Origin of the sequence: Arthrobacter sp. MP_M4 (assembly GCF_035984855.1) — a bacterium.
Lineage (GTDB): Bacteria > Actinomycetota > Actinomycetes > Actinomycetales > Micrococcaceae > Arthrobacter.
The window spans coordinates 218595-238576 of the sequence record NZ_JAXCHX010000001.1 but is presented as its reverse complement, the minus strand read 5'-3'; the positions used below and the strand labels follow the sequence as shown (position 1 = coordinate 238576).

At 67.6% G+C, this 19982-nt stretch carries 19 protein-coding genes and 1 pseudogene; 5 read left to right on the top strand and 15 right to left on the bottom strand.

Features of this window, described 5'->3' with window-relative positions; translation table 11 throughout:
• Positions 1–213: 213 nt before the first annotated feature.
• From RCH15_RS01175 to RCH15_RS01155, 5 genes are all read right to left on the bottom strand, one after another.
• On the bottom strand, positions 214–2298 hold the full coding sequence (locus RCH15_RS01175) for a PhoX family protein (RefSeq protein ID WP_326957213.1): 2085 nt from the start codon (positions 2296–2298) through the stop codon (positions 214–216).
• Positions 2299–2370: 72 nt separating this feature from the next.
• Positions 2371–3393, bottom strand: coding sequence for an o-succinylbenzoate synthase (locus RCH15_RS01170; RefSeq protein ID WP_326957211.1), 1023 nt, complete (start codon positions 3391–3393; stop codon positions 2371–2373).
• A 3-nt stretch (positions 3394–3396) separates the two neighbouring features.
• On the bottom strand, positions 3397–3552 hold the full coding sequence (locus RCH15_RS01165; protein WP_326957209.1) for a hypothetical protein: 156 nt from the start codon (positions 3550–3552) through the stop codon (positions 3397–3399).
• 3 nt (positions 3553–3555) lie between these two features.
• Complete coding sequence (locus RCH15_RS01160) at positions 3556–4383, bottom strand: class E sortase (protein ID WP_326957207.1); 828 nt, start codon at positions 4381–4383, stop codon at positions 3556–3558.
• Between the two features lie 14 nt (positions 4384–4397).
• Positions 4398–4928 carry a DUF6993 domain-containing protein gene (locus tag RCH15_RS01155; protein ID WP_326957206.1) on the bottom strand — a complete coding sequence of 177 codons (531 nt, stop codon included), beginning with the start codon at positions 4926–4928 and terminating at the stop codon, positions 4398–4400.
• Positions 4929–5068: 140 nt separating this feature from the next.
• Here RCH15_RS01155 and RCH15_RS01150 point away from each other — a divergent pair, with 140 nt between their 5' ends.
• Complete coding sequence (locus tag RCH15_RS01150; RefSeq protein WP_326957204.1) at positions 5069–6034, top strand: phosphatase PAP2 family protein; 966 nt, start codon at positions 5069–5071, stop codon at positions 6032–6034.
• Between the two features lie 37 nt (positions 6035–6071).
• Here the strand turns inward: RCH15_RS01150 and RCH15_RS01145 are convergent, their stop codons facing one another.
• Positions 6072–6686 carry a TetR/AcrR family transcriptional regulator gene (locus RCH15_RS01145; RefSeq protein WP_326957203.1) on the bottom strand — a complete coding sequence of 205 codons (615 nt, stop codon included), beginning with the start codon at positions 6684–6686 and terminating at the stop codon, positions 6072–6074.
• 80 nt (positions 6687–6766) lie between these two features.
• Here RCH15_RS01145 and RCH15_RS01140 point away from each other — a divergent pair.
• Positions 6767–7348, top strand: a pseudogene (locus RCH15_RS01140) (flavin-containing monooxygenase); the annotation flags it as partial.
• A gap of 486 nt (positions 7349–7834) precedes the next feature.
• Here RCH15_RS01140 and RCH15_RS01135 read toward each other — a convergent pair.
• From RCH15_RS01135 to pdhA, 6 genes are all read right to left on the bottom strand, one after another.
• Entirely contained in the window at positions 7835–9049 is a 1215-nt protein-coding gene (locus RCH15_RS01135; RefSeq protein WP_326957201.1) for an MFS transporter, read from the bottom strand.
• 48 nt (positions 9050–9097) lie between these two features.
• Positions 9098–9832 carry a GAF and ANTAR domain-containing protein gene (locus RCH15_RS01130; RefSeq protein ID WP_326957199.1) on the bottom strand — a complete coding sequence of 245 codons (735 nt, stop codon included), beginning with the start codon at positions 9830–9832 and terminating at the stop codon, positions 9098–9100.
• A 117-nt stretch (positions 9833–9949) separates the two neighbouring features.
• Positions 9950–10765, bottom strand: a complete 816-nt coding sequence (locus RCH15_RS01125; RefSeq protein WP_326957198.1) for an MBL fold metallo-hydrolase — start codon at positions 10763–10765, stop codon at positions 9950–9952.
• Between the two features lie 147 nt (positions 10766–10912).
• On the bottom strand, positions 10913–12397 hold the full coding sequence (locus RCH15_RS01120; protein ID WP_326957196.1) for a dihydrolipoamide acetyltransferase family protein: 1485 nt from the start codon (positions 12395–12397) through the stop codon (positions 10913–10915).
• Between the two features lie 2 nt (positions 12398–12399).
• Positions 12400–13512, bottom strand: coding sequence for an alpha-ketoacid dehydrogenase subunit beta (locus tag RCH15_RS01115; RefSeq protein WP_326957194.1), 1113 nt, complete (start codon positions 13510–13512; stop codon positions 12400–12402).
• Entirely contained in the window at positions 13509–14729 is a 1221-nt protein-coding gene (gene pdhA / locus RCH15_RS01110) for a pyruvate dehydrogenase (acetyl-transferring) E1 component subunit alpha (protein WP_326957192.1), read from the bottom strand. The genes RCH15_RS01115 and pdhA overlap by 4 nt, the downstream gene beginning before the upstream one ends.
• Before the next feature lie 159 nt (positions 14730–14888).
• Between pdhA and RCH15_RS01105 the strand changes: the two genes are divergently transcribed.
• The gene (locus RCH15_RS01105) at positions 14889–15353 is read left to right on the top strand and encodes an Lrp/AsnC family transcriptional regulator (protein WP_326957190.1); all 465 of its coding nucleotides are present in this window, start codon (positions 14889–14891) and stop codon (positions 15351–15353) included.
• Positions 15354–15430: 77 nt separating this feature from the next.
• A complete protein-coding gene (locus RCH15_RS01100; protein ID WP_326957188.1) occupies positions 15431–15862 on the top strand; it encodes a VanZ family protein in 432 nt (143 codons plus the stop codon).
• On the opposite strand, the gene galU is transcribed toward RCH15_RS01100, so the two are convergent.
• The gene (galU, locus tag RCH15_RS01095) at positions 15855–16745 is read right to left on the bottom strand and encodes a UTP--glucose-1-phosphate uridylyltransferase GalU (protein ID WP_326957186.1); all 891 of its coding nucleotides are present in this window, start codon (positions 16743–16745) and stop codon (positions 15855–15857) included. The genes RCH15_RS01100 and galU overlap by 8 nt on opposite strands.
• Positions 16746–16876: 131 nt before the next feature.
• On the opposite strand from galU, the gene RCH15_RS01090 reads away from it, so the two are divergent.
• On the top strand, positions 16877–17923 hold the full coding sequence (locus RCH15_RS01090) for a hypothetical protein (RefSeq protein ID WP_326957184.1): 1047 nt from the start codon (positions 16877–16879) through the stop codon (positions 17921–17923).
• A gap of 2 nt (positions 17924–17925) precedes the next feature.
• Here RCH15_RS01090 and RCH15_RS01085 read toward each other — a convergent pair whose 3' ends face one another.
• On the bottom strand, positions 17926–18708 hold the full coding sequence (locus tag RCH15_RS01085) for an enoyl-CoA hydratase/isomerase family protein (protein WP_326957182.1): 783 nt from the start codon (positions 18706–18708) through the stop codon (positions 17926–17928).
• Between the two features lie 38 nt (positions 18709–18746).
• A complete protein-coding gene (paaE, locus tag RCH15_RS01080) occupies positions 18747–19979 on the bottom strand; it encodes a 1,2-phenylacetyl-CoA epoxidase subunit PaaE (RefSeq protein WP_326957180.1) in 1233 nt (410 codons plus the stop codon).
• Positions 19980–19982 lie beyond the last annotated feature (3 nt).

Here is a 19982-nt window from a genome sequence, read left to right as displayed (position 1 = left end):
GGTTCCCCCTGATAAGGCGGAGAATACGGGCACAACCGTGTCAGCGCACGAGTAGCATCAACGCAGGCTGGGACGGACCCCATACTTGTTTCGTGGCCGGAAACACCTGCGCCCCCCCCGGTCGGGTCAGGAACGTGAACCGGCCGCCGCGAACAAACGCTCCCTCACATCCCGCCGTCGAACTGCGGATCGTGAGGGAGCGTCCGCAAGTTGTTAGTCGTCGCCGCGGAAAACCTGGACGACGGCGGGACGCGGGGCACGCACCTGGCCCCGCGCCGGCGTCGAACCGGCCGGGACATAGTCCGGGAAGAAGGAGTGCTGGTCCGCAAATGAGCCGTCCTCACCCGGGTGCTGGACGGAGACGAACACGCTGCGTTCCTCGTCGTGGATGATGGGTCCGCAGGTTTCGGCCTCGCGCGGGACGGCCAGGAACTGTTCCACCCGGCCCCGCTCGGCGCCGTCGAGGGTGACCTTGAACAGCCCGTCGGCCTTGCCGATGCCGGAGGGCGCACCGTCGGTGGAGATCCAAAGGTTTCCCACGGAGTCGAAGGCGAGGTTGTCCGGGCAGGAGATCGGCGAGACCTGGTCCGCCGGGAACCCGGAGAAGTAGGTGACGTCACCGGTGGAGGGATCGCCGCAGACCATCAGCAGGTTCCAGGTGAACGCCGTGGACGTCTGATCGCCGGTCTCGGTGATTTCCACGATGTGGCCGTCGCGGTTTTCGGTCCGCGGGTTGACCTCGGTGGCGCCTTCCTTCCCGGCCTTGCCGCGGTCCGAGTTGTTGGTGCAGGCGACGTAAACCTTGCCCGTCAGCAGGCTGGGCTGGACGTCCTCGCAGCGGTCCATCTTGGTGGGCCCCACCTTGTCCGCGGCGAGACGGGTGTACACCAGCACGTCCTCGACGGACATCCCGGGCACTGCCGACTTGCCGCCCACCACGAGGGGCAGCCACTCACCCATGCCGTCGAAACTGCCGTCGGACGGAACGGTGCCCTTCCCATCGATGTCCGCCGCCGGCGAATCGCCGGTGAACCGGGCGACGAACAGGTCACCGGCAGAGAGCAGAGTCATATTGTGCTTGCGGTTACCCTCTTTGTACTTGTCCTTGGAGACGAACTTGTAGAGGTAATCGAAGCGCTCGTCGTCGCCCATGTACGCGACCACGTGGCCGGACTCGGCCACGATGACGTTGGCGCCTTCGTGCTTGAAGCGGCCCATCGCTGAGTGCTTCTTCGGCGTCGAGGCCGGGTCGAAGGGGTCCGCTTCGACAATCCAGCCGAAACGGTTGGCCTCGTTTTCGAAGCCGGGATTGCGGGTGTCAAAGCGCGGGTCATCAAGTTCCCACTGACGGGCCGTCGGCTTGTTGGTGAGCCCGTAGCGCAAGTCGGCGGCCGAGGTGCCGGGCGCGACGAAGTAGCCGTTGAAGTTCTCCTCGCCGGAAAGGATGGTCCCCCAGGGGGTGGTGCCGCCCGAGCAGTTGCCCAGCGTGCCCAGGATGGTGCGGCCGGATGGATCCGCCGTCGTGCGGACCAGCGGTGACCCGGCCACCGGGCCGGTGAGCTCGTACGGGGTGGTGTTCAGGTAGCGGCGGTTCAGCGTGGCGCCCTTAACGTAGGTCCACGGTTTGTTCTTGTTCTTGCGTTCCAGCTCCACCACGGAGAGCCCGTGCGCCGCGGCGCCGATGGCGCGCACATCCGCGGCAGCCATCGCCGCCGGGAACATGATGGCTTCGTTCGTGTATTCGTGGTTGGCGAACAGCACCGCGCGGCGGCCCTTGCAGCCCGGAATCTCCAGGATATCGGTGTAGTCGTTGTTGTAGCCAAACTGCCGTGCCTGCGCCGCAGCGCTCTGGTTGCCCAGATCGAAGTCCGGTGAGTCCTTGAAGATCGGGTCCCCCCAGCGGATCACGGGCTGCCAGGTGAAACCGTCCGGCACCGTGAGGGCGTCGACGGCGGCGTCCACCGGTGCGATGGCGCTGAACCGGAGCCTGGACTTGCCGTAGCCGTTCCTGGCTGCCGCGGACAGGCCCGGGCCGCCGTCGGCCACTGCGGTCCCGGCCGAGCCCGGGGATCCGCCCAACGCGACGGCGAGTGCACCGGCGGCGCCGAAGCCCAGGGCGGCGCGGCGGGACATGGTGGCGGAGGCGACATCGCGGAAATAGCTGTTCGAGCTGGTGTTGCATACTTCGCCGGAGCAGGCGTTGTCGCATTTCAGCGCACAGGTGACGGCGCTGCGCTTGCCCTTCGTGTGGCCAAGCATGGGGAGCAGGGAGAACTTGCGTCCGGAGGGAACAGACATGAAAGAGACCTTCCAAGAAGTGGGCGGCGATCCCGCCTACCCTCCCAGCCCCGAACATCGCGGAACTGTCTCCTAGATGAAGTTGCGGTGAACGCCTGGCTTCGTGCCCGGGGAGGCCAGCACGGCGTGGACCCGGCGCAGGCGCTCCAGCCACCAGTCGCGGCGCTCCGGCGCGGCGGCATGCTCCGCAAGCAATTCCGGATCGGCGGAGACCTCACGGATCCGGATGGCGCCGTCGTCGGGCACCAGCGAATCCCGGGTGACGTCGGCGGCGAGCAAGGACACGGTACCCAGCCCGCAGGCATACGGCAGCTCCGGCAGCGCGGCGGCGAGCGCCAGCCCGGCGCGGATGCCCACGGAGGTGTCCAGCGCGGAACTGACGACGGCGGGGAGCCCGGCCTGCGCCACGATGTCCAGGGCGCGCCGCACTCCCCCGAGCGGGGCCACCTTCACCACAATCAGGTCCGCGGCGCGGGCGCGGGCCACCTTGAGCGGGTCATCCTCCTTGCGCACGCTCTCGTCCGCCGCGATCAGGACCGGAATCCCGGCGGCGCGCAGCTGGCGGCGGACCTCGGCGAGGCCGGCGATGTCCGGAACCGGCTGTTCGGCGTATTCCAGGCCGACGGCGGACAGCCGGGTCAGTGCCTCGACGGCCGATGGGACGTCCCAGCCGCCGTTCGCATCGACCCGCAGGGCGGCGTCCGGAAGCGCCGCACGGACCGCGGCGACCCGGGCGGCGTCGTCGTTGAGGTCCTGACCTGGCTCAGCCACCTTAATCTTGACGGCGTCCACCCTGCCAAACCGGGCCAGAATCTCCGGCACTCGGTCAGCTGCAATGGCGGGCACGGTTGCATTGACCGGAATGAGCGCCCGCCGCGGCTCCGGAAATCCGTGCCAGCCGGCCTCCAGCGCGGCAGCGAGCCAGCGGGAAGCCTCCACGGCTCCGTATTCGGGGAAGGGACAGAATTCACCCCAGCCTCGCGGGCCCTTTAAGAGCAGGGCTTCGCGTTGGAGGATGCCGCGGAACTTTACCCGCATCGGCAGGCTCACCACATGGGCACCGGCGAGAAGCTCGTCCAGGGCGGGAAGCTGCATGGGCTAGCCCACCGTCGAGTCGGTCAAATGCGTCATTCCGGCAATCCACGGAAACGCGTACTCGATTAGCGCCAGAAGGACGCCGCCAAAGATTCCCACGGCGAGGACGATCCGCAGCCACAGCGGCCCCGGAAGGCGCCTAAAAAGCCAGGCGTACATGAGCTAGCCCTTCCCTTGAAGTTCAGTCAGCTGTCGGGCGATGGGCGCCGGCGGGCCGGCGCTGAGCGGCCGCCAGGAATCAAAAACGGAGTAGGCGATGATGCGCTCTTCCGATCCAAAGCGGGGATTGCAGCTTGTCAGCGTCAGCAGCCGCTGCCCGGGTGCCGCGCCGGGTGCGGCCGGAACCGGCAGGAGAACGTCCGTCCGGTCCGGCAGGACAATTTCCTGGTTCCGGAAGACGTAGGTGTAAAACCCGTCGGCGGTTTGCACGTAGATTTTGTCCCCCGGCACCAGCGTGTGGATGTTGTCCAGCACCGCTCCGTGGGTCTGGCGGTGGCCGGCCAAGGCAAAGTTTCCCAGGGCGCCCGGCATCGCCGTGCCCGCATAACGGCCCAAGCCAAGCGTGTCAATGATGTCCGGGCTGGTGCCTTCGATAACCGGCCTGCTGTAGTTGGTGCCGAAACGGGGTACGTAGAGAACCCCGATCGCCTGTCCATGGCCGGGGGCGCCGGCGACCGGTACGGTCCCGGCCGGGGTGGCCTCGACCGGTACGGTCCCGGCCGGGGTGGCCTCCGGCTCGGCCGGCGCTGTGGCCGAACGACCGGTCGGAACGGGCGCGGGGTGCTGCTGCACGAATTGCTGCACGGCGGCACCCTGCGTGGCGTCCGCTTCCACGTTGGTCCACCACAATTGCCAGGCGACAAAGAGCAGGGCAATCACGCCGAGGGTGACCAGCAGTTCGCCCACGACGTGGACGGCGACCAGGGAACGACGACGGCCGGGTCCTGGGGTTCCCTGGGCGCCCTCTGCGCGGTTCAATGCCCTCGACATGTCACTCGGGCCGCCTACCGCGGGACACTGCCGACAAAGCACCGTCCGTCGGCCAGTGCCGGCAGGACCGACGATTGCACGGTCCCGGAACGGATCTGCGCCATGATGCATTGGTGACCGGTCAGCACGCCCACCTCCACAGCGTCGGCGGCCAGCCCGGTGGGGGTGCGGGACGCCGACACCTCCACTGCGGCCGGCGCGAAACCTGCCGCGGACAGGCTTGCACGGATCTGCTCCCGGCCGGGCCGCGGCGTCGCAGCAACCAGCGACGTCAGGGCTGCCGCCACCGCGCTGGCCGCGCTGGGCGCAGCGGAAGGTGCAGCGGAAGGTGCAGGGGTCCCGCCGGTCACGGCGGACTCCGCAACAGTCGGTTGCGTTCCAGCCGGCAGAAGATTTCCGCCCACCGGGCCCGAGGACACCACTGCGGCCGGGGCCGAGCACCCTGCCACGCCAATCAGCAATGCCAGGCACGCAGCCGCCGGCCCGACGGACCGGCGGCCGGATGGGCCGCGGTGCCATACGGGGACGAGGGCGGGGGAAGTCACCGGATCATCGTCCCATACCCGGTTCGGCCCCCGCGGGGCATCTGACGGGCGCAGGCTGGAGCGGGACGGGCTCAGGCGGGGCGCGGGCGGGCAAGGACGCCCTCAGAAAGTTCGCAGGATTTTATGGGAACCTGATACGCATGAGTTTTCGGGAGGAATACGCCAGCGGGCACGTGGCATCGGAGTACCGGGATCCGCAGCCCGGCGCCGGGGCAGGTGCCGCCGCCGACGCCGGAACCCCGGGCCGGTTCACCGGATTCCTGTTCGTGCTGGCCATGCTCGCCAGCGTGGCTGCCCTCGCCGCCACCTATTACTTCTTTGTCCGCACCACCACGGGCCAGTTCATCGACGAATCCGCGCTGGTGGAGGCCATCGAAATCCACGGCACCGCAGGCAAGGCCACCACCCGGTTCCTGGACTGGCTGCCGGCTTTGTCCCTGCTCCTCGCCGCGGTGGTGGTCCTGGTGGTGACGGTCCTGAAACGGCGGTGGGCGGCCGCCGGCATTGCCGTGGCCGCCTGCGTTGGTGCCAACGTGGCCACACAGATCATCAAAAACGTCGTTCCCGTCCGGCCATACCGCGGGATCGAAACCCTGGAACTGAACTCGCTGCCCTCCGGGCACACCACCCTGGCGGCTTCGGCCGCTGCCGCGGTGTTCCTGATGGTGTCGCCGCGCTGGCGTCCGCTGGCCGGGTTTCTCGGCGGCAGCTTCGCCGTCGCTACCGGGGTGTCCACCCTGATCAACCAGTGGCACCGGCCGGCCGACGTCGTCGCGGCCTTCCTCGTCGTGGCGGTGTTCATGCTCCCTGCGGGCTGGCTGATCATCCGCAAGGGGCCGCGCTGGAATGTCTGGAACGGCTATGGCGCGTTCTGGGCCTGCTCCCGGCTGTGGCTGGCGCTCCCCGCACTGGCGGGCCTAGCCGCGGCCGTCGTCGCCGGATACTCCCTGGTGAAGATTGCGCCGGGCCAAGGGCAGGAGAGCAGCACCACCAACTACTTCTGGGCCGGAACCTCACTGATCGTCATCACCGGCTACCTGGCCACGGTCGCCGGCGTGTGGCTCTTCGGGCATGCCGCCCGACGGCGGAGCGCACCGCGGCCCTGACCGGCCGTCCCCCGCGGCCCGCCCGGGGTTTGTCGCCTCAGCCGAGGGCTGCCGCGAGCGCCTTCGCAACCCAGTCCCGGTAGGCCGGCACGGACCAGCCGGCGTCCTGGACCACGGCCCGGTAGACCTGGGGGTGGCCCAGCGACCAAATAGCAGCGGCGGCCTCGGCGTCGGACATTCCGGAACTAAGCCCGCCGCGGGTCCGGGCCGCCGCGGCGGCTTCTGCGTAGCGCCGAAGCCGTTGCTGTCCGCGGTCCTTTTCCAGCCGCGCCGCCGTGTCATCCACGGCTGCGGCCTGGGCGATGACAGCCGTGATCGCGGCGGTGCGCGGATGAACCTCAGCAAACCAGTCCGCCAGTACGCCGATCAGGGCCTCGAAGTCGCCGGCCTGCCGCGTCCGCTCCCGCATCAACTCCAGAACCCCGGCCTGCGCTCCGGGTCCCGCGGCGGCGTTATCCAGCACGGCCGAGAGCAAAGCGGCCTTGTTGCCCACCGAGTTGTACACCGTCTGAACGGCCACCCCGCTCTCGGCGGCGATCCCGTCAATGGTGGTACGGACGTATCCGTCGGTGGCGAACAGCCTGCCAGCCGAGTCCACGATGACCTCCCGGGTGCCTGCCGCCTGAATCGACCGTCTGGTGGTTCTTTCCATCTATTTAGACTATCGCTCCAGTCACTGGAACGTTATTCTAATGAAAAGGATGTGGAATTGCCCTCAGCAAGGAGCGGGCCATGAGTCAGGACAATCAGCAGCTGGATGCCGTCGTCATCGGCGCGGGCCAGGCCGGCCTTGCCGCCGGTCACTACCTCGCCCGGGCGGACCTCCGCTTCGAGATTCTGGAAAAGGACCCAAGGGTTGGCGAGGTGTGGCGCCGCCGCTGGGACTCCCTGCGGTTGTTCACGCCCGCCCAACATGACGGACTTCCAGGCCGACCCTTTCCGGCGGCGCGAAATTCGTTTCCGGGCAAGGGCGAGTTTGCGGACTACCTTGAGGATTATGCCGCGGGCCTCGACCTGCCGGTGCGCACCGGTGTGGAGGCCACACGGGTCAGCCGGGCGGGCGGGGGGTTCATCGTCGAGACTCCGGCCGGCACCGTGCGGGCGAGCAATGTGATCGTGGCCGCCGGAGCCCACGCGCTCCCCCGCGTTCCGGGTGCTGCCGGAGGATTGGATTCCGCCATCCAGCAGCTCCACAGTTCGCACTACCGCAGCCCGGCGGACATTCCCGGCGGCGATGTGCTGGTGGTGGGCGCCGGAAACTCGGGCTCGGAAATTGCAATGGAGCTTTCCGGCGGCCACCGCGTGTTGCTCTCCGGCCGCCCCACCCCGCACGTTCCCGGTCCGGTGCTCCGCTACGCCGGCGGTGCGTACTGGTTGTTCATCCATTCGGTGCTGACGGTGGGCACCCCTGTCGGACGCCAGGTGGCGGCAGACTTCCACCGGCGCGGCGCTCCCCTGCTCCGGATTTCCCGCCAGGATCTGGAGGCCGCCGGCGTGGTCCGGGTGCCGAGGCTGGCCGGCACGGCGGGCGGCCAGCCCGTCCTCGTCGGCGGCAGCCCCGCCCCCGTGCGGACGGTCATCTGGGCCACCGGTTACCGCGCGGATCTGGACTGGATCGACGGGCTGGAACTGGCGGCGTCGGGCTGGCCGGCCACGCGCCGCGGAGTGGTTCCCCGGACCCCGGGGTTGTACTTCGTCGGCATGCCGTTCCAGTACGCCCTCACTTCGGGCCTGATCGGTGGCGTGGACCGGGACGCGGCGTACGTGGTTAAGCACCTCGCGCGACGGGTGGCAGGACCGTCAGTAGTTGCGCCGGTGCCTGAGCCGGGGAATGGTGACGGCGAAGACCGCCGCCGCCGCGAAACCCAGGACTCCCGTGGCGGACACCCCGGCACCCAGCGACACGGCGGCGGTCACGCCTGAGAGCAGCACAGGGCCACCGGTGGCTCCGGCGTCGGCCATGAAGCGCCAGATACCCAGGAACTGCCCGCGGCCGTTGTCGGGTGAGAAGTCGGCGCCCAGTGTCATGTTCAAGCCTGAACTGATGCCGTTGCCGAAGCCGATCAGGAGTGCTGCGAGCAGCAGACCTGCAAATCCGGCGGTGAGTGGGATCAACATCATGGCAGCGCCCATGATGAGCGTCGACGGGACAGCCACCCATTGCCTGCCCTTGCGGTCCATCAGTTTGCCGGCCGGATAAAAGACGAGCATGTCAATGGCGCCGGACAACCCGTAGATCAGCGAGGCCTGCGTCGCGTCCATCCCGAGGTGCTCGGCCCAGAGCGGAATCACCACCTGCCGGGAGGCGCGCAGCGCACTGAGCAGCAACACGCCGATGCCCACGCTCAGGAAGACTCCGGCGTGGGAGACGGCGACGCCGCGCAGTGTCGCCTGCTGAACGGGGACGCCGTCGTCCGCCGCGGGCTTGGCCACGAGGTCCGGGATGGTGACGGACACGGCGGCGGCCGCAGCCATGGCGATAACACCCACCCAGTAGGCGCCGGTGATACCGGAGAACTGCATGGCAGCGGCGCCGATGAACGGCCCGATGAAGATGCCGATCCGGTTGACGCCGCCGAGGGTGGACAGGGCCCGGGCCCGGAGGGTCACCGGCACCGCCTCGGTCAGGTATTTCTGCCGGGCCAGGCTGAAGACGCTCGCGGCCATGCCGACGACGACCATGGCTGCCGCGAGCAGCCAGAGCCCGCCGGATACCTGGGGGGCCAGCGCGGCCGCAATGAGGGCGACGGCGCTGGCCGCGGCGGCCCCGACGATGGCCCAGCGTTCACCGAATCTGAGCGTGATGAGCGAGGCAGGGAGGTTGAAGAACCAGGAACCGAGGCCAATGAGGGTGACGACCAGGGCGGCGACGGCCACCGAGGCGCCGAGGTCGCGGGCGGACAGCGCCACCACGGGCAGGATGGCGCCTTCCCCAATGCTGAACAGCAGCGCCGGCCCAAAGGCGGGTACAGCGATGCTGCGGAGGCTGAAGGGGGCGGTGTTTGTGGTGGTCATTGCTTTCATCCTAGGACGCATCCCAGGGCGGCCGGCACGCCTCGGCGCTCAGGACTCGAAGTGCGTCCGGACGTCCCCGCCGGTGACGTTCTTGAGGATTTCAGCTGCGACGACGCGGAGCTTTTGGTTCCGGTTGCTGGAGACCGTGGTGAGGATGCGCATCGCTTCCTCCTGGCTGCAGCGGTTCTGGGCCATCACCACACCGCAGGCGAGGTCGATCGAGGTGCGGTGTTCCATGGCGGCGGTCAGGTCCTCGGCCCGGGACTGCGCGGTGCCGATCCGGACGGCCAGGCGCAGGCAGCGGCCGGCGAGGTCGGCGAAGCCGGCGGCCTCCGCGATAATGTGCTCGGTGAAGATACCGGTGCCCGGCGCGAAGAAGTTCAGGGCAGCAGCAGCGTCCGGGCCGATTTCCAGGGGTACACCGAGAGTGCTGCGGCAACCGTGGGCCGCCAGCTGCTCTTGGTAGGCCGGCCAGCGTGGATCGGTACCCACGTCAGCGAGGAGGCGCACGGACTTGGTCCGGAGGGCGTCAATGCACGGGCCCACGCCGAGGCTCTGCTCAATCCGGTCCAGCATGACGGCCCGGGGGCTGCTTCCTGCCACCGTCATGGTCTTCCGCCGGCGCTGCAGCGTGACGCCGCAGTCAATCTCAGCCCCGGCTGCGGAGCTGAGCGTAGCGGCGGAGAATTCAGCGAGCCGGCCGAGGAAGTCCTCGACGTTCTCGGTTCCCATCAGGAGGTCCTGCAGCTGCAGGGCGGCTTCGTCCCCGGCGTTGTTGGTCATTGCCTAAACGTAGCCGTCAACGATCACGGCAGCAAAGTCGCGGTAGGCGCGGCGGGTGTCCGGACGGAACAGATCAGGGGGCCTTCTGCCTCCGCGGGCGCCCGGATCACCGGCAGTTCAGTGGTGTGCGCGGGTCTCCCGAAGGCGCCGGATGAACCAGCGGGACTGCTCCGGCCCATAGGGGAGGATGGGGATGGCCTTGGTGGCGTCATCCGGGGTTTCCCGGGTCGCCTGGGTGGCCTGCCGGACCGCCGTCGTCATGGTGTTGGCCATGGTTTTGACGAACTGGTCACTGCACGGTTCCCCGTGGCCCGGGATCAGGAACTCGTACCGGCGGCGCAGGGCCGAGAGGTGCCGGAGGGCGTCGGCCCACTCCTCCGGGTAGGAATCTTCAAAGGACGGTTGCGAGCCCTGTTCCACCAGATCCCCTGCGTACAGGGTGGTCCCCGTTCCTACCAGGAGGTCGCCATCGGTGTGGCCGCGGCCCAAATAAAAGAACGTGACGGTCTGCCCGCCGAGGTCCACGAGGACCGGCTGGTCTTTCACAATCGCATTCGGCACCACGAGTTCGGTGCCGCTGCCCTCGCCGGCAGCCATTTCGGGCTCATCGGCGGCGACGGCGCTGCGCTGGCTCTCGGCGTTTTCTTCGATTTCCGCCGCGCAGTTCTCGTGTGCCCAGAACTCGGTCACCCCGGCTTCGGCGAACACCGCATTGCCGAAGAAGTGGTCGTAGTGGGCATGGGTATTGGCGACGACGAGTGGCAGGTCCGTCATTTCCCGCACCGCGCCGAGGATCTCGCGGCCCTGCCGCGGACCGCTCCCGGTGTCTATCACCAGGGCTCGTTCAGACCCGATCACCAGGCCGGTGTTGAGCAGGGAACCTTGGGTGGTCAGGACGTAGTTGTCCGGGCCAACCTCAAGCCATCGTGACATTTAATCTCCGTATTCCGGGGCGTTCCGGGGTGGTTGGTGCGATGTTCTGCGCCCGATTCTACCCACCGGAGCTGGCCGGGCGCTGGAAGCCGGCACCGCGCGGGCGGACTTTCATCCCGCGCAGTGCCTTCTTCTCCTTCAGCAGGGTCAGAGGTCCGCCAGAACGGACCCCGGGTTTTCGATCGCGTCAGCGACGTAGCGCAGGAAGCCGCCGGCCGTGCCGCCGTCGCAGACCCGGTGATCGAAGGTCAGCGTGAGTTCGGTGACCTTGCGGACGGCGAGTTCCCCGTTGACCACCCAGGGCTTGTCGATGATGCGGCCGACGCCGAGGATGCCCACCTCGGGATGGTTGATGATCGCGGCGGACCCGTCCACCCCAAAGACGCCATAGTTGTTCAGCGTGAACGTGCCGCTGCCAAGCTCCGCGGGGGTGGCCTTGCCGTCGCGGACGACAGCGGTCAGCCGGCGGATTTCGGCGTCCAGTTCGCGGGCGCTGAGTTTGTCCGCGTTGCGCACTGAAGGCACCATCAGGCCGCGGTCCGTCTGGGCCGCGAAGCCCAGGTTCACGCCGTCGAAGGCCACAATCTCCTGGCTTTCGCCGCCCTTGTTGTCCTCGGTGGTGACGATCCTGGTGTTCAGTTCCGGGAACTTCCTGAGCCCGGCGGTGACAAACCGGGCGATGAACGCCAGCAGCCCCGGGGTGTGGTGCGGGTCCGCTTTCTTCAACGCGGCCCGCAGCTCAACGAGCGCGGTGGCATCAACGTCCACCCATACGGTGGCCTCGGGGATCTCCGAACGGCTGCGGCTCATGTTCGCGGCAACGGCTTTCCGCACGCCCCGGACCGCGGTCCGCCCGGTGATGCCCAGACCGGTGCGCGGATCGCTGCCCCCGGCGGTGGGGCTTGCCTCGGCCGGCACCCGGGCCGGAGAGGAAGCCGGGGCCTCGACTGCCCGGGCGGGTTTGATGACCGCCTCGACATCGCGGCGCATGATCAGGCCGCTGGCCCCCGAGCCCTGAAGGTCCCCCAGATCAACCCCATGATCGCGCGCCATACGCCGGACCAGCGGTGAGATAACGGCCCCCAGCTTCCCCGGAACCCGGGTCCGCATCAGCAGGAGATCGTCGGCAGCCTTATCCGCCGCGGAGACCGGCGCGGCTGGTGCGGTCCCGGCGGTCTGCTTGCGCGGCCGCGTCCGCCGGGCAACCCCATGCCCGCCCGGGGTCCCATACCCAATCAGGACGTTGCCGGACCCGGCCTTTTCCTCCTCGCGGTAGATTTCGGCCGCAACAGCAGCAGGCGAGTCCGGGACCACAGCGGCCGCAGGCAATGCCTCAGCGGAAGGGGCACTGGCGGCGTTGCCTGCGGGGATGGAACCCGCCGCGGCGCCCACGGGGGTCACGGAAATCAGCGGCTTGCCGACGTCGAGCGTCTGGCCGGGTTCGCCGTGCAGCACGGCGACGGTGCCGGCGTACGGGGAGGGGACTTCGACCATGGATTTGGCGGTCTCCACCTCGGCGATCGGCTGGTCCACGCGGATTTCGTCCCCCACGGCCACGAGCCAGTTGACGAGCTCGGCCTCGGTGAGGCCCTCACCGAGGTCCGGCAGGAGGAATACTTTCGGTTCGCTCATGGTCAGTCTTCCCACTGGAGGTCGTCAACGGCGTCGAGGATGCGGTCCACGCCGGGCAGGTAGTAGTGCTCAAGTTTGGGCGCCGGGAACGGCACGTCGAAGCCGGTGACCCGACGGATCGGCGCGGCGAGGTGATGGAAACACCGTTCCTGGACCCGGGCCACGATTTCTGAGGCCACGGAGGCGAATCCGTGGGCCTCGGCGATGACGACGGCCCGGCCGGTTTTGCGGACCGACGCGCAGACCGTCTCATCGTCGAACGGCACGATCGAGCGGACGTCGATTACTTCCAGCGACCGGCCCTCCTCCGCGGCAGCCGCGGCTGCGGCGAGGGCCGTCGGGACGGACGGGCCGTAGGCAATCAGGGTTGCGTCGGTGCCCGGGCGGGCGACGGCGGCGCGGCCCTCCGAGGAGGTCCCCTGCTCGGTGTTCGCCGTGTGCTCGGCCCGGAGCGCATCCAGGTCCACCTGGTCCTTGGACCAGTAGAGCTTCTTGGGCTCCATGAACATCACCGGGTCATCGGAGTCAATGGCCTCCCGGAGCATCCGGTAGCCGTCGGCCACGGTGGCCGGAGTGAAGACTTTCAGGCCGGCGGTGTGGGCGTAGTAGGCCTCGGAGGAATCGCAGTGGTGCTCCACTCCGCCGATACCGCCGGCGTAGGGGACGCGGATGACGATGGGCAGCTTCACCGTGCCCTTGGTGCGGTTGTGCATCTTGGCGACGTGGCTGACAATCTGTTCGAAAGCCGGATAGGCGAAGGCATCGAACTGCATCTCAATGACCGGGCGCATGCCGTTCATGGCCATGCCCACCGCCATGCCCACGATGCCGGATTCAGCCAGCGGGGTGTCGAAGCAGCGGTCCTTTCCGAAGGTCCTGGTCAGGCCGTCGGTGATGCGGAAGACGCCGCCGAGCATGCCGACGTCCTCGCCGAAGACCAGGACCGACTCATCTTTGTGCATGGCGTCGGCCATGGCGGTGTTGAGCGCCTTGGCCAGGGTCACGGTCTGCGGTCCGGTCTGATCGGCAACAGCTGCCGCTTTGGCGGCCGCCCGGGCCGTGGCGGCACTGACGTTGCCGTTTGCTTCGGAGGAGGTGGTGATAGTGGGGCTCATCGTGTTGACTCCGTCGTCGAGGCTGCATCGCGGGCGAGTTCGTCGGCGAGCAAGGCGGATTGTTCTTTTAGCTGGGGAGTGGGCGTGGAGAAAACGTAGGTAAAGAGGTCCTGCGGTTCCACCGGCACATCCTCGCTGAGGCCCTCGCGGAGCTGGGCGGCCACGGCTTCGGCCCGGTCAGAAATACGTGCGGCCCGGTCATCATCCAAGAGTCCGCGGTCCGTGAGGTAGGTCTTCATCCGGCTAAGCGGATCCTTGGCCACCCATTCGGCAACTTCGCTGTCCTGGCGGTAGCGGGTGGCGTCGTCGGCGTTCGTGTGGGCCTGCATGCGGTAGGTGTGCGCTTCGACCAGCAGAGGCCCGGACCCCTCGCGGGCGAGCTGGACGGCGCGGTCCAGCACGGCGAGGAGGGCCACGATGTCGTTCCCGTCCACCCGTTCACCGGCCATGCCGTAGCCCACGGCCTTGTGCGCGAGTGACGGCGCTACCGACTGGTGTGCCAGCGGTACGGAGATGGCGTACTGGTTGTTCTGGACGAAGAACACGACCGGCAGGTGGAACACGGCCGCGAAGTTCAGCGCCTCGTGGAAATCACCCTCGCTTGTGGCGCCGTCGCCGCACATGGCAAGGACGACCGTATCCTCGCCGCGCAGCTTGGCGGCATGGGCCACGCCGACACCGTGCAGCAGCTGGGTGGTCAGCGGGGTGCACTGGATGCCAACCTTGTGCTTGGCGGGATCGTACCCGCCGTGCCAGTCGCCGCGGAACAGCGTCATGGTCTGGACGGGGTCCACGCCGCGGGCCATGACGGCCACAGAGTCGCGGTAGGTGGGGAACATCCAGTCGCCCTCGGAGAGGCACAAGGCGGCGGCGACCTGGCAGGCTTCCTGCCCGTGGCTGGACGGGTAAACGGCCATGCGGCCCTGCCTGACGAGCGCGGAGTTCTGGTCGTTGACGCGGCGGCCGACGACGAGCTGTTCGTAGGCGGCCAGCAATTCGGCGTCGCCGGGCAGGGTGTACTCGTGGCCGGGCTGGGCGCCCTGTTCGGTGTGGGGGTTCAGGGTGCCGTCCGGGCCCACCATCTGGATCGGGTGCCGGGCCGGCAGCATGTAGTCCTCGACAGTGATGCCGAACTTGCGCACGGCCTCACTGGCGGCGTTTCGTGCCTTGTCAGCTGCTGCCGGAAGCTGCGCAGTGGAGTCTGCGGAGATCGTCATTGGTCCGTCCTTCTGTAGCCACTATTCGTTCCAAGTATGGGCCTGGACGATGTTTCGTATCCACCCGCCGCCACGATCGTGGAGATGTCCAAAGAAATGGCCTATTCTGGGAGACAAATTGTTAGTGTGAGCTGGATTACGGGCGGAAGTTGTAGACGAATGGCAGAGGATGAGGCGGACCAGGCGGCAGTCCCTCTTGATGACGTGGACCGGAACATCATTGCCGAGCTGACCCGGGATGGCCGGATGTCCGTTACGCAGGTCGCGGAGAACGTCCATATCTCGCGCGCCCATGCATATACGCGGATCGCGCGGCTGACCGGAGAGGGCGTGCTGACGAAGTTCACGGCACTGGTGGATCCGATCAAGGCCGGCCTCAAGTCCTCGGCCTACGTAACCCTGAAGGTCAGGCAGCACTCCTGGCGGGAACTGCGGGAACTGCTCCGCGCCATTCCGGAGGTTCATCACATCGCCCTCGTGGGTGGAGATTTCGATGTCATCCTGCTGGTGCGGGCGGTGGACAACATTGATTTACGAAGGGTGATTTTCGACCAGCTGCAGTCCATGCCGGGCGTCCTGGACACACAGACCTTCCTGGTGTTCGAGGATGTGGACACCCGGTAGCCACGCCAGCCCCAGCGGACTGTGCTATTGATGGGATCCATACACCACACCCGCACGAAGGATACGGCGAGCAGCGGATGACACACCGGAGGGGGCGTAAGCCGTGGCGATGGGTCCTCGCAGCCTATCTGGCCGCCCTGGCACTCGTGGGGTTCTGGCCCACCCCTGTGGATGCGCCGGCCCAGGGATTTCTGGGCCAGGCGCTGGCCCAGTTGCACGCAGCCGGAGTGCCCGACTGGATCGATTACAACACGCTTGAAGCAAGCGCCAACGTTCTTCTTTTCGTTCCCGCCGGATTTGCCGCCGCCGCCGGTTTCCGCAGCACCTGGTGGCAAATTGCCGGCTGCGGCGCCCTGGTCTCCGCCTGCGTCGAACTTGGTCAACTGCTGTTTCTGCAGCACCGCTACCCGAGCCTGATCGACATCGCCACCAACACCGGAGGCGCCTTGCTGGGATTCTTCCTGGCGGAAAGACTCTTTGCCCACGGGACGGGCCCTGACATCAGCTGACGAAGGCCTTCATCCAGGCCTTGAGCTCTTCGCCGAACTCCACGCGCTCCGAAGCGATCGAGATGACAGCCTTGAGGTAGCTCAGCTTGTCGCCTGTGTCGTAGCGGCGGCCCTTGAAGATCACCCCGTACACGCCTGCGCCTTCGCCGTCCGATGTGGCAAGGCTCTGCAGGGCGTCGGTGAGCTGTATTTCGCCGCCTCGCCCGGGCGGCGTCTGCTCCAACACGTCAAAGACCGCGGGGTGGAGGACGTACCTTCCTATGACGGCCAGGTTCGAAGGGGCGTCGGCGACTGAGGGCTTTTCCACCAGACGGTTGACGCGTACGTGGCCTTCGCCGTCAATGGCCGAAATATCGGCGCAGCCGTAGGCGCTGATTTCGGCGGGGTCCACTTCGATCAGGGCGACGACGGACCCGCCCGTCCGGGCCTGCACCTCGATCATGGTGCTCAGGAGTTCGTCGCGCTCGTCGATCAAATCATCACCCAGCAGGACAGCGAAGGGTTCCTCGCCCACGTGCTGGCGGGCGCAGAGCACGGCGTGCCCCAGGCCCTTGGGGTCGCCTTGTCGGACGTAGTGCAGGGGTCCGAGGCTCGAAGCGTGCTGGACCGCGCCCAGGCGGTCCAGGTCGCCCTTGGCTTCCAGGGTGCGCTCCAGGTTCGGTTCACGGTCGAAGTGGTCTTCCAAGGCGCGCTTCTGGCGTCCGGTGATCATCAAAAGGTCTGTCAGGCCTGCTTTGACGGCCTCTTCGACGACGTACTGAATGGCCGGCTGGTCCACCACCGGCAGCATCTCTTTTGGCATCGCCTTGGTGGCGGGCAGAAAACGCGTTCCCAATCCGGCAGCAGGAATGACGGCTTTTCTGATGGTTTTCCCCAAAGTCATAACCGAACCTTACAAGTACGCCCCGATAAACAGAATCCCTTTAACGGGCCCTCGGGCACGCGTCCCGTCGCAGGACCGGGTTTTATCGGACATACTGCAGGTTGCAGCTTTCACTAATTTTGGGGGACATCTTGAGTAACGACCAGCAGCCCGGAGTGCCGCAGCATCCGGAGAACAACGGGTGGCCGCAGCCGGCCCAGCAGAACCAGCAAGGGCAACCCGGCCCGGACCAGACCGCAGGCGGCCAGCCGCCCTATCCTCCGCACCCGGACCAGACCGCAGGCGGCCAGCCGCCCTATCCTCCGCACCAGGACCAGACCGCAGGCGGCCAGCCGCCCTATCCCCCGCGCGCCGGCCAGGACAACTTTGGCCAGCCGCCGTACGGCGCCCCCTATCAGGGCCCGTACGGCCAGCCGGGACCGGGTCAGTTCGGGCAGGCGCCGCCACCCAAGGGCGGCATCCCCGTCTGGGGCTGGGTTGCCGGCGGCATCGGAATAACTGCCGTGCTGGCCGTTGCCGGGGTCATGGTCCTGGGCGGACTCGTTTCGGGCAAGGGGAACGAAGCGGCGCCGGCTCCGGCGCCCACTGAAAGCACGCGAAGCTCGGGACCCGCGGAGGCCGGCGGCGGGGCCGCCACCGACGGATCCTCCGCCGCAGCTTCCGGCGGCGACGTGTACCTCTTCCAGGATGCGGACTTCACCTCGCCCCCGGTCTGGTCCATTAAAATACCCGGGGGCTGGAAGATGTCCAATGTCAAGGGCGGCACCATCACGTACCGCAGCGGCGAGAACCCCTGCATCTTCACCACCCACCAGGCCATCCTGCCGCCCCGGGACGCCACAGCCGACGAGCAAGCGACCGCTGACACCATGAAAGCGGAGATCGAGGGCGTCAAAACCTTGGCTGGGTCACCGGTATCGGTGGTGACTGAGGCCGGTTCGTCCTACACCAAGCTGCGCAACTCGAACGGGCAAATGATTGAACTCCAGGAAGCCGAACTGCGGTTCCAGAACAAGAGCAGCACGGATCTGGTGTACCGGATCGCGGCGCGGTCCATGCCCGCCAGCAACGGCCTCATGGAACTCACCCTCGTCTGCCCCGCTGATCTGCCTACGGAAGCAGGGCTTTGGAGCGAACTGCGCGACAGCGTCATCATGGTGGATGACCCGGCGGCCTGATCTCACCGGCCCTTGAACTCCGGGGTCCGTTTTTCCTGGAAGGCCCGGAATCCCTCGGCGTAATCCGCGGTGCTGCAGAGGCGGGCCTGCTCGGCGTTTTCCTCAACCATGGACTCCCACAGGCCGAGCCGCTGGTCCCGGATGTGCGCTACGAGTTCCTTACTGGCGGTGAACGCGCCGGTAGCGCCCGTGGCGGCTTTGGCCACGATGGACCGGGTGTTCTCCAGCAGGTCCGCCGCGGGCATGGCCCTGCTGAACATTCCCTGCGCCACAGCCTCCGCGCCGCTGATCAGTTCGGCCGTGTAGATCAAATCCAGCGTCCGGTGCATGCCGAGGCGTTCGGCGAAGTACCAGTGGCCGCCCGAATCCAGGGTGGCCCCCAGGTTGGCGAACGGGGAACCGAATTTGGCGTTCTCCGCTACATAGACCACGTCGGTCGCCAGCAACAGCCCAAGGCCCACGCCCAGGCACGCGCCTTGGGCTGCCGCGAAGGTGGGCGCCGGGAACGCCGCCATCTTCTTCAAGAGCGGCTGCAGGAGCCCGCCCAGATAGCCCTGCACATCGTCAGTCTCCGGCGTCACACCGGCGATGTCCCGGCCCGCGCAAAAGGCGCGTCCCACGCCCCTGAGCAGCAGCGCCCGCACCTCACCGCGGGTGACGGCGGCAGCTGCGTCGTCGTACGCCTTCGACAGTTCCCGGAGGCCCTGCTCGTCCAGCGAGTTGAGCTTGTGCGGGGCGTCTAGGACCACTTCGGCGATGCCGTCGGCGATGGTGAGGGAAATCATGGGGCTCCTGGGGTAGGGCGGGAAGAACGCGGAACGGCTTAGACGTCGAAGTCGACGGTGACTTCCGGCGTCGTGGGATGGGACTGGCACGTGAGCACATAGCCCTTGTCCAGCTCATCCTGCTCCAGAGCGTAGTTCTCGTCCATGGTGACGGCACCGGTGACCACCTTGGCGCGGCAGGTGCCGCACACGCCGCCGGCACACGCGAACGGGACGTCCGGGCGGACCCGCAGGGCCGCGTTCAGGATTGACTCGCGGGCGTGCGTGGGGCTGGCCACTTCGCCTTGGAGGCCGTCGAGTTTGAAGGTGATCTTGTAGGCGGCCTGTGATTCATCCACCACCACCGGGCGGCCGATGTTGCCCTCGGGGCGGTCCGGCTTGCCGGTGGTGAACAGCTCGAAGCGGACATGCTCCGGGTTGACGCCGCGCTCGGCGAGGGCGTCCCGGCAGAGCTGGACGAGCTCGAACGGGCCGCACAGGAACCATTCATCGACGTCGTCGGCGTGGATGGCGGTTCCCAGCAGGGCCTGCAGTTTCTCGGCGTCGATCCGGCCGCTGAGCAGCGGCGCGATCCGTTGTTCACGGGAGAGCACATGGTGAAGGGCGAGCCGGGCCGGGTACTTGTCCTTCAGGTCGGCGAGTTCCTCGAGGAACATCACGTCCATGGCGGCTTTGTTGGCGTAGACCAGGTCGAAGCGGGTTTCCGGGTGCGCCGCGAGCAGGGTGCGGGCAATGGCGATGACCGGGGTGATCCCGGAGCCGGCGGCGATGGCGACGAAGGAGCCCGGCTCCCCCGCCAGCTCACCCGCCATGGCCTCCGGATGGTTTAAAGAGTTCATGAGGTTCTGCTCTTTGCCGTTCCGGCCGTGCCGGGACACGAACGCGCCCATCGGGCTCATCACGTCCAGGACGTCGCCGGGTTTGAGCTCGGCATTGGCCCAGGTGGAGAACAGGCCGCCGAGGTCCTTCTTGATCGCGACGCGGATCTCGCTGCTGCCGTCCGCGAAACTCCGCGGTTCGGCGCAGATCGAGTAACTGCGCCGGGTTTCCTTCGGCTCCCCGTTCTCGTCCGGGAGGGTGGTGCGCAGGGCGACGTACTGGCCCGGGAGGTAATCGAACTGACCGGCGAGCTCAGCCGGAACGCCGAAGCTCACCTCGATGGCATCATCGGTGAGCCGGCGGACGTCATCGACCGTCAGCGGGTGGAAGGATGCGCGACGGCGGCCGGTGGCAGCCGCCGTCTCAGCGGCGGTCTGGCGAACGATAGTCATGGG

What these genes read in the sequence shown, in the direction of transcription:
- RCH15_RS01175 (WP_326957213.1), bottom strand. Translation starts at nt 2,298, where the DNA reads ATGTCTGTTCCCTCCGGACGCAAGTTCTCCCTGCTCCCCATGCTTGGC.
- RCH15_RS01170 (WP_326957211.1), bottom strand. Translation starts at nt 3,393, where the DNA reads ATGCAGCTTCCCGCCCTGGACGAGCTTCTCGCCGGTGCCCATGTGGTG.
- RCH15_RS01165 (WP_326957209.1), bottom strand. Translation starts at nt 3,552, where the DNA reads ATGTACGCCTGGCTTTTTAGGCGCCTTCCGGGGCCGCTGTGGCTGCGG.
- RCH15_RS01160 (WP_326957207.1), bottom strand. Translation starts at nt 4,383, where the DNA reads ATGTCGAGGGCATTGAACCGCGCAGAGGGCGCCCAGGGAACCCCAGGA.
- RCH15_RS01150 (WP_326957204.1), top strand. Translation starts at nt 5,069, where the DNA reads ATGAGTTTTCGGGAGGAATACGCCAGCGGGCACGTGGCATCGGAGTAC.
- RCH15_RS01145 (WP_326957203.1), bottom strand. Translation starts at nt 6,686, where the DNA reads ATGGAAAGAACCACCAGACGGTCGATTCAGGCGGCAGGCACCCGGGAG.
- RCH15_RS01135 (WP_326957201.1), bottom strand. Translation starts at nt 9,049, where the DNA reads ATGACCACCACAAACACCGCCCCCTTCAGCCTCCGCAGCATCGCTGTA.
- RCH15_RS01130 (WP_326957199.1), bottom strand. Translation starts at nt 9,832, where the DNA reads ATGACCAACAACGCCGGGGACGAAGCCGCCCTGCAGCTGCAGGACCTC.
- RCH15_RS01125 (WP_326957198.1), bottom strand. Translation starts at nt 10,765, where the DNA reads ATGTCACGATGGCTTGAGGTTGGCCCGGACAACTACGTCCTGACCACC.
- RCH15_RS01120 (WP_326957196.1), bottom strand. Translation starts at nt 12,397, where the DNA reads ATGAGCGAACCGAAAGTATTCCTCCTGCCGGACCTCGGTGAGGGCCTC.
- RCH15_RS01115 (WP_326957194.1), bottom strand. Translation starts at nt 13,512, where the DNA reads ATGAGCCCCACTATCACCACCTCCTCCGAAGCAAACGGCAACGTCAGT.
- pdhA (WP_326957192.1), bottom strand. Translation starts at nt 14,729, where the DNA reads ATGACGATCTCCGCAGACTCCACTGCGCAGCTTCCGGCAGCAGCTGAC.
- RCH15_RS01105 (WP_326957190.1), top strand. Translation starts at nt 14,889, where the DNA reads ATGGCAGAGGATGAGGCGGACCAGGCGGCAGTCCCTCTTGATGACGTG.
- RCH15_RS01100 (WP_326957188.1), top strand. Translation starts at nt 15,431, where the DNA reads ATGACACACCGGAGGGGGCGTAAGCCGTGGCGATGGGTCCTCGCAGCC.
- galU (WP_326957186.1), bottom strand. Translation starts at nt 16,745, where the DNA reads ATGACTTTGGGGAAAACCATCAGAAAAGCCGTCATTCCTGCTGCCGGA.
- RCH15_RS01085 (WP_326957182.1), bottom strand. Translation starts at nt 18,708, where the DNA reads ATGATTTCCCTCACCATCGCCGACGGCATCGCCGAAGTGGTCCTAGAC.
- paaE (WP_326957180.1), bottom strand. Translation starts at nt 19,979, where the DNA reads ATGACTATCGTTCGCCAGACCGCCGCTGAGACGGCGGCTGCCACCGGC.